This is a genomic window from Halorubrum sp. Hd13 (genome assembly GCF_002252755.1).
Classification (GTDB): domain Archaea; phylum Halobacteriota; class Halobacteria; order Halobacteriales; family Haloferacaceae; genus Halorubrum.
In genome coordinates this window covers 56,317-65,182 of the sequence record NZ_NHOY01000067.1, presented here as the reverse complement: position 1 = coordinate 65,182, position 8,866 = coordinate 56,317, and the positions used below count along the sequence as shown (strand labels likewise).

Below are 8,866 nucleotides of genomic sequence, written 5' to 3'. Positions count from 1 at the left end.
TCTGCGGATTCAACAGAGCAATCTCGTCTAAACGGCCGCTGAGGCGGTCGTTTTCGGGCATAGATCACTTTTCAAACGCACCGCTTCACTTTTCAATCCGTATCTGAACACCGTCGAACCGGCCGCCACGATGGCCGTCGAGCGAGCGACGTTGGCGCGTCCGAGCGAGGCAGAGAGAGATCGACGGCTCTCGGCCGGCCGTGCGGCGGTCGGTCGTGGGGCGGTCGGGATGAAGGTCGGATCCGGCGGTCGAGGGTGGTGACGAGGCGTGGACCGATCGGCGCTCGGCCGGCTGGGCCGGTTCGACGCGGTCGTTCTCACGTCGACGCTGTGGTTCCTCGGGAAGTTCGTCCGGTTCGCGTTCCCGCCGCTCTTCGAGCGGATCGGCGGCGTGTACGGCGTCTCGACGGCGATCTCGGTCGCCCTCTGGCGGGTCGAGTAGGGGACGCGGCCGAGCGGACCGTCGCCGATCCGGGCCGCCTCCGTGATAAAACGCGATGTGTATTGCGCCCGTTCGGGCACAGGTACAGGCGGCTCCCCGCGGAACCGGCGCGTATGCCACGAGACGACGCTCCGACCGCGCCGTCGACAGCCGAGGCGACGCCCACAGCCCCAGAGCTGGACCCGCTCTTCGATCCCGAGTCGGTGGCGGTCGTGGGCGCCAGCCCCGACTCGTTTTACTCGGGGAACCTCGTGAACAACCTCCTCGAATACGGGTACGAGGGCGCGCTCTACCCGGTCAACCCGAACCGGGAGGAAGTCTGGGGCCGCCGGTGTTACGACCGCGTCTCCGGGGTGCCCGAGACCGTCGATCTGGCGGTGGTGAGCGTCCCGCGAGAGCACGTCGTGGACGTCGTCGCCGCGGCCGGCGAACGAGGGGTTCCGGTCGCGCTCGTGCTCTCCGCCGGGTTCTCGGAGGCCGACGAGGAGGGGGCGGAGCTCGAAGCGCGGCTGGCCGAGGTCGCCGCCGACCTCGGGATCCGCGTCGTCGGACCGAACTGCATCGGCGTGATGGCCGCCCGCGGGGCGACGCTCACGTCGACGTGTTCGCGCGCCCCCGAGCCGGGCCGCATCGCCCTCGTCAGCCAGTCCGGCGCGCTGGCGTTCACTACGTTCTTCGAGCGGGCGGCCGACCGGGACCGCCACTTCAGCCACGTCGTCTCGACGGGCAACGAGGCCGACCTGACGCTGACGGACTACGTGGCGTACCTCTCGACGCGGGAGACCGTCGACGTGGTGTGCGCCTACGTCGAGGGGGTCGACGAGCCGGAGCGGTTCATGCGGGTCACCGAACGCGCCGTCCGGAACGGGACGCCGGTGCTGACGGTGAAGGTCGGGCGGTCGGAGCTCGCGGAGGCGGCGACGCTGTCGCACACGGGATCGCTCACCGGGAGCGACGACGCCTGGGACGCCGCCTTCGACCAGACGGGCGTACAGCGGGTCCCGGACGTCCCGGACCTGCTCTCGCGAGCGAGCGCGCACGCCTCGTACGGGACGCCGGACGGCGACCGCGTCTGCGTCGCCTCGACCAGCGGGGGTCTCGCGAGCCTGCTCGCGGACATGGCGGCCGAACGCGACCTGTCGCTGCCCGACGTCGACGGCGAGACCGAGGCGACGCTGCTCGGGATCGAGGAGCTCCTGACGTACGGCGGCTTCAACAACCCGGCCGACATCAGGGGGTACGGCGCGGCGGTGCTCCCCGAGATCGCCGACGCGGTGCTGGCCGACGACGCCTTCGACGCCTACGTGTTCGCGATCGGGCTGTCGGGCGTCGACGGGCGCGCGGAGACGATCGCCGCGGACCTCGAGGCGATCGTCGACGACGCCGACGACCCGGTGTACGTCCTCTGGACCGGACGGAAGACGCCGGACGATCCGACGGAGACGCCGCCGTACGCTCGCCTGCGGGCGTCCGTGCCGGTGTACGAGGACCCGGGACGCTGTCTGGACGCGGTCGCCTCGACGGTCGAGTACGCCGCCGACCGCGCTCGGGTGAGCGAGCGGCCGTCTCGGGAAGCCCTCGCGAGCGCGCTCGACGTGCCCGGCGGTGTCGACGCGCACGGCGGCGCCGGCGCCCCCGACTCGGAGCTCCCGCGGGGACGCGTGTTGACGTGGGCGGAGGCCGAGCCCCTGCTCGCCGCGTACGACGTCCCGGTCGTCGAGACGCGGGTGGCGACCGACGTCGAGGAAGCCGTCGCGGCCGCCCGCGACGTCGGCTTCCCGGTCGTCTGTAAGGTCGACTCGCCGGCGCTCCCCCACCGGACCGACGCCGGGGCAGTCGCGCTCGGGCTCGACTCGCCCGCGGCGGTCCGGGAGGCGTACGCGGACGTGACGGACGCCGCGCTGGCGCGCGTCGACGCGGACGACGTCGCCGGCGTGCTCGTCCAGCCGATGGTGGGGGACGGCGTCGAGGCCATCCTCGGCGTCGGGTCCGGCGACGTGTTCGGATCGGTGGTCACCGTCGGTCCGGGCGGGGTCCTCGTGGAGGCGCTCGACGAGACCGCGACCCTCGTCCCGCCGTTCTCCCGGGGCGACGCGCGCCGCGCCGTCGAGGCCACGGCGCTCGCGGACCTGCTGACCGATCGCCGCGGGAGCGAGCCGCTCGACGTCGACGCGTTCGTCGACCTGGTCGCGAACGTCGGGGACCTCGCGGCCGCGGTCGACGCGGTCGCCGAGCTCGACCTCAACCCGGTCGTCGTCACTGCCGACGGCCCGGTGGCCGTCGACGCGCTGGTCCGGACGGGACCGACGGGCTAGAGCGTCGGCCCGTCCTCGACGACCTCGCCGACCTCCTCCTCGCGGGCCGCGGCGTAGCGCTCCAACAGCTCGGTCTCGACGTCCTCCACCGGGAAGTAGCAGGCGGCCTCGTGGCCGTCGTCCGCGAACGCCGACCGCTCCGGCTCCTCGCCGCGACACGTCTCTTCGGCCTTCGGACACCGCGGGGCGAAGTTACACCCGCCGGGGAGGTCGACCGGGTTCGGCGGTTCCCCCGGCAACAGCACCCGCCGCCTGTCGACGGCGGGATCGGTCTTCGGCGAGGCCGCCAGCAGCGACGCCGTGTAGGGGTGTTTCGGCGCCGTGACGACGTCCTCCGTGGCCCCGACCTCGGCGATCCGACCGAGGTACATCACGGCCAGCCGGTCGGCGATCTGCGTGAGGCTCGCGAGGTCGTGCGAGATGTAGACGATGCCGATGTCGCGCTCGTCGGCCTTCTCCCTGAGGATGTTGAGGATGTTGGCCTTCAGCGAGACGTCGAGCATCGACGCCGGCTCGTCGCAGATGAGCAGCGTCGGGTCGAGGACGAGCGCCTGCGCGATCGCGACGCGCTGCCGCTCCCCGCCGGACAGCTGGGTCGGGAGCTGGTCGAGGTACTTCTCGGCCGGGCGGAGCCCGACGTCCTCGACGGTCCGCCTGACGCGGCGGTCGATCGTCTCGGCGTCGTGGCCCTGGATCTTCAGGGGCTCAGACACCGCGGCGCGAACCCGCTGGCGGGGATTCAGCGAGTCGAACGGGTCTTGGAAGATGAACTGCACCCGCGAGCGGAACTCCTTGGTGTCCTCGCCGAGGAGCTCGTCGACGGGCGTCCCCTCGATCAGGATCTCGCCGCCGGTGCGGTCCTGGAGCGCGGCGATCACCTCCGCCAGCGTCGACTTCCCGCAGCCGGACTCGCCGGCGACACCGACGATCTCGCCCTCGCGGACGGAGAGGTCGACGCCGTTGACGGCCTTGACGTAGTCGGGGTCGACCCCGCGCAGGTCGTCGAGGATGCCCTGTGGCTGTCGGAACCACTTCTCGAGGTCCCGCGTCTCGAGGATGGCGTTGCCGACGCCCGCCGTCCGGTCGCCCTCGTCGCGGACGTCGATCCCCCACGTGGCGGGGTCGGCGGCCTCCGCCCGCATCTCGTCCGCCCGGTCGGTGTAGTGGCAGGCGGAGAGCCGTCCGTCGACCTCGACCAGCGCCGGGTGACTCCCCTCGCACTCCTCGGTGGCGAACGGACACCGGTTGCGGAACACGCACCCGGTCGGCTCGCGGGTGAGGTCCGGGAGCGAGCCGGGGATGGAGATGGCCTGCTCGTCGAACTGGTCGACCTCCGGGAAGGCGTTCTTCAGCCCGATCGTGTACGGGTTGGTCGGCGCCCCGAAGATCCGGTCCGTGTCGCCCTGCTCCATCACCTTCCCGCCGTACAGCACCGACGTCTCGTCGCAGGTCTCGGCGACGACGCCGACGTCGTGGGTGATCAGGAGCAGGGAGCTGCCGATCTCCTCTTGGATCTCGATGAGCTTATCGACGATCTTGTCCTGGACGATGACGTCCAGCCCGGTGGTCGGCTCGTCGGCGATGAGGAGGTCGGGGTCCAGCGCGAGCGCCATCGCGATGGTGACGCGCTGGCGCATCCCGCCGGAGAACTGGTGGGGGTAGTTCCCGGTCCGGTCGGGGTCGAGCCCGACCATCTCGAACACCTCGGCGACGCGCTCGTTCGCCGTCGCCTTCGAGACGTCCCGGTGTTTGCGGATCGCCTGTCGGATCTGCGCGCCGACGGTCATCACCGGGTCCAGCGAGTCCATCGCGCTCTGCGGGATGTAGGCGATGTCCTCCCAGCGGACCGACTGCCACTCCCGCTCTGAGAGGTCGAGCAGGTCCCGCCCGTCGAACCGGACGCTCCCTCGGCGGACCTCGCCGTTGTCGTCAAGCAGCCCGAGGACGGACTTCGCGAGCGTCGACTTCCCGCAGCCGGACTCGCCGACGAGCCCGTAGTTGTCCCCCTCGTCGATCGAGAAGGAGACGCCGTTGACCGCGTGGACGTCGTCGCCGGGCATCCGATACGCGATCTTCACGTCGTCGACTTCGAGTAGACTCATTCTTGCTCCGTCTGTAAGTCGGGGTTGACTATCTCCTCGAACGCCCGCCCGACCAGGAAGACGCCCGTCGTGACCGCGCCGATGCCGATCGCCGGCGGCAACACCCACCACCACGCGGTGCGGATCGCGCCCGACCGGAACACCTGCTGGAGCATCCGGCCCCAGGAGGTCGTCGTCGGGTCGCCGAAGCCGAGGAACGCGAGCGACGCCCCGGCGACGATCGACCAGCCGACGGCGTAGGCGGTGTAGAGGAACCCGATCCCGAGGACGTTCGGCGCCACGTGGAGGAACATCGTCCGCGCGTGGCCGGCGCCCCTGGCGCGTGCCGACTTGACGAACGTCCGCTCCTTGACCGTCATCACCTCCGAGCGGATGACCCGCGCCGGCATCTTCCACAGGAAGACGACGAGCACGGCGGTGATGAGCCAGACGCTCGGCGTCACGAACGAGAGGATCACCAGCGCCATCGGCAGGAACGGGAGCGCGAACGTGAGGTCGGTGAGCCGCATCAGGAACTCGTCGACTCGGCCGCCGAAGTAGCCGCTCGTGAGCCCGACGAGGAAGCCGAGAACGCCCGTCCCGACGCCGCCGAACAGGCCGACGATCAGCGTCGGCCGCGCGCCGGCGAGGAACTGGCTCAACACGTCCTTCCCGAACGACGTCGTGCCGAACAGGGCCTTCCCGCCGGGCGCCTGGAGCCGCATCATCGACCCGCCCTGCCGGAGCGTGTCCTCGATCGGGTGATACGGGGCCAGGTACGGACCGAAGACGCCCAGGAACCCGAACGCGACGATGACCGCGAAGCCGGCCTTCGCCGCGTTGTCCCGCAGCACGTATCGCAGCGTGCGCCACGCGCGTTCGAGTTCGGACCGGATCCGTTCCCTCGCCGTCTCGGTGTCGAAGCCGTATCCCGACATCAGACGTCACCCGTTTCGACCGTCGGGTCCAGTTTCGCGTACGCCAGGTCGGCGGTGAGGTTCATCACGATGACCGCGAGCGCCATGATGAACACCGCCGCCTGGACGGTCGGGTAGTCCTGATTGAGGATCGCCTGGACGAGCGCGCGACCGATCCCCGGCCACGCGAACACCACCTCCAGCGTGATCACGCCCTGGAACAGCATCCCCGTCCGAAGCGCGAAGTAGGTGACGAGCGGGAGCAGCGAGTTCCGGCCCGCGCGGCCCAGCTGCTCCATCTCCGAGAGCCCCTTCGCGCGGTGGAGCATGAGGAACTCCGACCCCTTCCGCTCGACGACCGAGTTGCGCGCGAGCATCAGGAAGTCGCCGCTGTAGAACAGCACCGTCGCGGTGAACGGAAGGATGTAGTGCCGCAGGAAGTCCACGGAGGCGTACGTCGCGACGTATCCCTGCGGATTGGCCAGCGGGCTTCGCATCCCGAACGCGGGCAGCCAGCCCAGCCCGTACGAGAAGATGATGAGCAGGAAGATACCGGTCACGAAGATCGGCGTGGCGCGGAAGACGGTGGTCGCGACGATGCTCGACTGCTCGAACCACGACCCCCGGTTCCAGCCGGCGTACATCCCGGCGAGGGAACTGAGAATCGCCGTCACGACGAGCGCGGGCAACAGGAGCACCAGCGTGTTGACGAGCGCGGGAACGATGATCTCGCCGACCGGTCGCTGCTGGGTGAGCGAGATCCCGAACTCGAAGGTGAACAAGTTCTCGACGTACCTGAGGTACTGGACGTATATCGGGTCGTCGAGCCCGTACATCGCCCGTACCTGCTCGACCTCCTCCGGCGTCAACGACCCCGAGGCGACGAGCGCGCTGAACGGGTCGGCGGGTAGCAGACGGAGCGTGGCGAAGATGATGCTGACGGCGATCAGCGTCAGCAACGCTGCGATGACCGTCCGCTTTATCAGAAATCGTCGAAAGCTCATGTGAGTCCCCCCGGTTACGAGAAGTCGGGCTGGTCGAGGTCGGCGCGGGACGCGTGCCCGTTCTCGACGCGCTCGGCGAAGGCGTCCCATGCGTCGCCCTCGGGCCAGACGAGGGTGCCTTCGCCGTCGTAGGTGTATCCGGCCTCCCGAAGCATCGTGCGAGCGGCCTCGACGTCGTACTCGTACGGCTCGGTCTCTCCGTGGAACGGGGTCAGGAGCGGGGTGATCAGGTTCTGCCCGTCGATCGCCTCGCCGCGGCCGCCGAGGGTGTTCTCGACGAATCCCTCCTTGTCGAAGGCGTGGCTCAGCGCGACGCGGAACGTCTTGTCCCGGAAGAGCGGAACGAGGTGGCTGAGGTGGACGTCCGTTGGGACGTAGTTCCGCGAGGTCTGTTTCTCGACGCCGCTCGCGCTCGCCGCGCGGTCGGCCTGCTGGTTCGAGACGGTCGTGCCGATGGCGTCGATGTCGCCGGACTGCATCGCGCCGATGAGCGTGGAGACGTTCCCGACGTTGGCGTGGACCATCTCGTCGATCCCGTCGCCGGGAACGAAGTACTCCCCGAGCAGCTCCTCGCGGACGTCGTCGTCCCACATCCAGTTGTTCTCGTGTTTCTCTAAGCGGAGCTCCGCCCCCTGCTCCCAGTTGACGAACGAGAACGGGCCGGTTCCGACCGGAGTATCGGGGTTGTGCTCGCTGGGGCTGTCGACGTCCGACCAGCGGTGCTCCGGGATGATAGCGCTGCGGACGACCCGCTGGGTGAGGAACGCGGCGTCCGGCTCGATGAGGGTGAACCTGACGCGGCCGCCGCCGGTCTCCGAGAGCACTTCGACGGAGTCTATCGTCCGGGTGAACGCGGCCTGCTGGGGCGCGCTGTTCTCCTGGTAGTACTCGACGCTGAACTTGACGTCGCTCGGGCCGAACGATTCGCCGTCGTGCCACTCGACGCCCTCTCTGAGGTCCATCTCGATCGTCGTGTCGTCGACGACGTCGGCGTTCGTCGCCAGCGCGGGGACGATCTCGAGCTGCGGGGAGGCGTCGAAGAGCCCGTCGTAGACGTTCAGGAGTCGTTTCTCCTCCTGGCCACCGCTGGAGAACGGGAGGTTCGTCCCCTGCATGCCGGATGTGACGCCCTTCACCCAGGTCGTCGAGTCGCCCTGCGGCTGGAGGTTGACCTGCGTCCAGATGAACGAGTCCCGCGTGGTTCCGTTGCCGGGCGTCGGGACGTACCCCTCCCAGTCGGCGGTGTCGGCCACCGTGATGACCTCCGGGAAGTTCGCCGCGATGACGTAGGCGTCCTCGCTGAGCAGGCGCTGGACCTCGTGGCAGATCTCGGCGCGGGCCTGCATGTCGCCGATCGTCGACGCCTGTTCGTCGAGGAGCTCCGTGACCTCGTCGTTCTTGTAGTTGTAGTAGTTCCCGCCCGTCTCAGGGTGCGCCCGCATCAGGAACGGGTTCGGGTCGAGCCCGCGCTGCGGGTCCGGTCCGTGGAGGTTCATCGTTATCGGCACCGGATGGCCCACGTCGGCCCGCCAGAACTCGCCGTAGCGGGTGCTCGGCTGGACGTTGATCAGGTTGACGCCGACGCCGATGTCGTTCAACGACTGCTGGACGAGGAGCGCGAACTCCCGCATCCACGGGGTCTCGGCCTGCGCGAAGTGCGTGTCCACCGCCGGGACGGCCTGCCCCTCGACGGCGGTGTACTCGAACTGGATCGCCTCGTCGTTGACGTCGGACCCCTTCGTGTCGACCGGCCACTCCTCCCAGAACCGCGTCTCGATCGACTGGGCCTCGCCGCCGTCCGTGCCGTCGCCGCCGTCGCCGTCCATGTCGTCGCCGTCGGTTCCGTTCCCGCCGTCGCCGCCGTCGTCTCCGCCGAGACCGCCGCAACCGGCCACCCCCGCCATCCCCGTCGCGCCCGCGATCTGGATGAACCGTCGCCGTGATTTCGTGCCCGTCTCGATCTCGAATGTGGTATCTTGTGACATCCCGGTCACACGTATCGCCGTCGATTGGTTGTACCTACTCCCGATACCGGCCAATAATCATCATTCTTTATGAGGGTTATCGGCGGCGAGACCGAGCGGGGCGCTCCAGTCGGCCGTTCCGA

At 69.5% G+C, this 8,866-nt stretch carries 5 protein-coding genes and 1 pseudogene; 2 read left to right on the top strand and 4 right to left on the bottom strand.

Going from position 1 to position 8,866, the window contains the following annotated elements; translation table 11 throughout:
* Nucleotides 1-268: 268 nt before the first annotated feature.
* Nucleotides 269-412 (top strand): annotated as a pseudogene (locus DJ81_RS19185) (MFS transporter); the annotation flags it as partial.
* Nucleotides 413-555: 143 nt separating this feature from the next.
* Nucleotides 556-2,757: an acetate--CoA ligase family protein gene (locus DJ81_RS09105; protein ID WP_094589385.1), complete on the top strand. Its 2,202-nt coding sequence runs from the start codon at nt 556-558 to the stop codon at nt 2,755-2,757.
* Here the strand turns inward: DJ81_RS09105 and DJ81_RS09100 are convergent.
* Genes DJ81_RS09100 through DJ81_RS09085 form a run of 4 tightly spaced genes read right to left on the bottom strand, consistent with a single transcriptional unit; the run spans nt 2,754 to nt 8,744 of the window.
* The gene (locus DJ81_RS09100; RefSeq protein WP_094523168.1) at nt 2,754-4,859 is read right to left on the bottom strand and encodes an ABC transporter ATP-binding protein; all 2,106 of its coding nucleotides are present in this window, start codon (nt 4,857-4,859) and stop codon (nt 2,754-2,756) included. The genes DJ81_RS09105 and DJ81_RS09100 overlap by 4 nt on opposite strands.
* Entirely contained in the window at nt 4,856-5,776 is a 921-nt protein-coding gene (locus tag DJ81_RS09095; RefSeq protein WP_094528012.1) for an ABC transporter permease, read from the bottom strand. The genes DJ81_RS09100 and DJ81_RS09095 overlap by 4 nt, the downstream gene beginning before the upstream one ends.
* Nucleotides 5,776-6,759 (bottom strand): ABC transporter permease, encoded by a 984-nt coding sequence (locus tag DJ81_RS09090; protein ID WP_094528011.1) that lies wholly within the window; start codon nt 6,757-6,759, stop codon nt 5,776-5,778. Before DJ81_RS09090 ends, DJ81_RS09095 begins: the two co-directional genes overlap by 1 nt.
* Before the next feature lie 14 nt (nt 6,760-6,773).
* Nucleotides 6,774-8,744 carry an ABC transporter substrate-binding protein gene (locus tag DJ81_RS09085; protein WP_094589383.1) on the bottom strand — a complete coding sequence of 657 codons (1,971 nt, stop codon included), beginning with the start codon at nt 8,742-8,744 and terminating at the stop codon, nt 6,774-6,776.
* Between the last annotated feature and the right edge of the window lie 122 nt (nt 8,745-8,866).

Excerpts from the sequence above, each read along its gene's own strand:
- DJ81_RS09105 (WP_094589385.1), top strand. The coding sequence starts at position 556 with ATGCCACGAGACGACGCTCCGACCGCGCCGTCGACAGCCGAGGCGACG.
- DJ81_RS09090 (WP_094528011.1), bottom strand. The coding sequence starts at position 6,759 with ATGAGCTTTCGACGATTTCTGATAAAGCGGACGGTCATCGCAGCGTTG.
- DJ81_RS09100 (WP_094523168.1), bottom strand. The coding sequence starts at position 4,859 with ATGAGTCTACTCGAAGTCGACGACGTGAAGATCGCGTATCGGATGCCC.
- DJ81_RS09085 (WP_094589383.1), bottom strand. The coding sequence starts at position 8,744 with ATGTCACAAGATACCACATTCGAGATCGAGACGGGCACGAAATCACGG.
- DJ81_RS09095 (WP_094528012.1), bottom strand. The coding sequence starts at position 5,776 with ATGTCGGGATACGGCTTCGACACCGAGACGGCGAGGGAACGGATCCGG.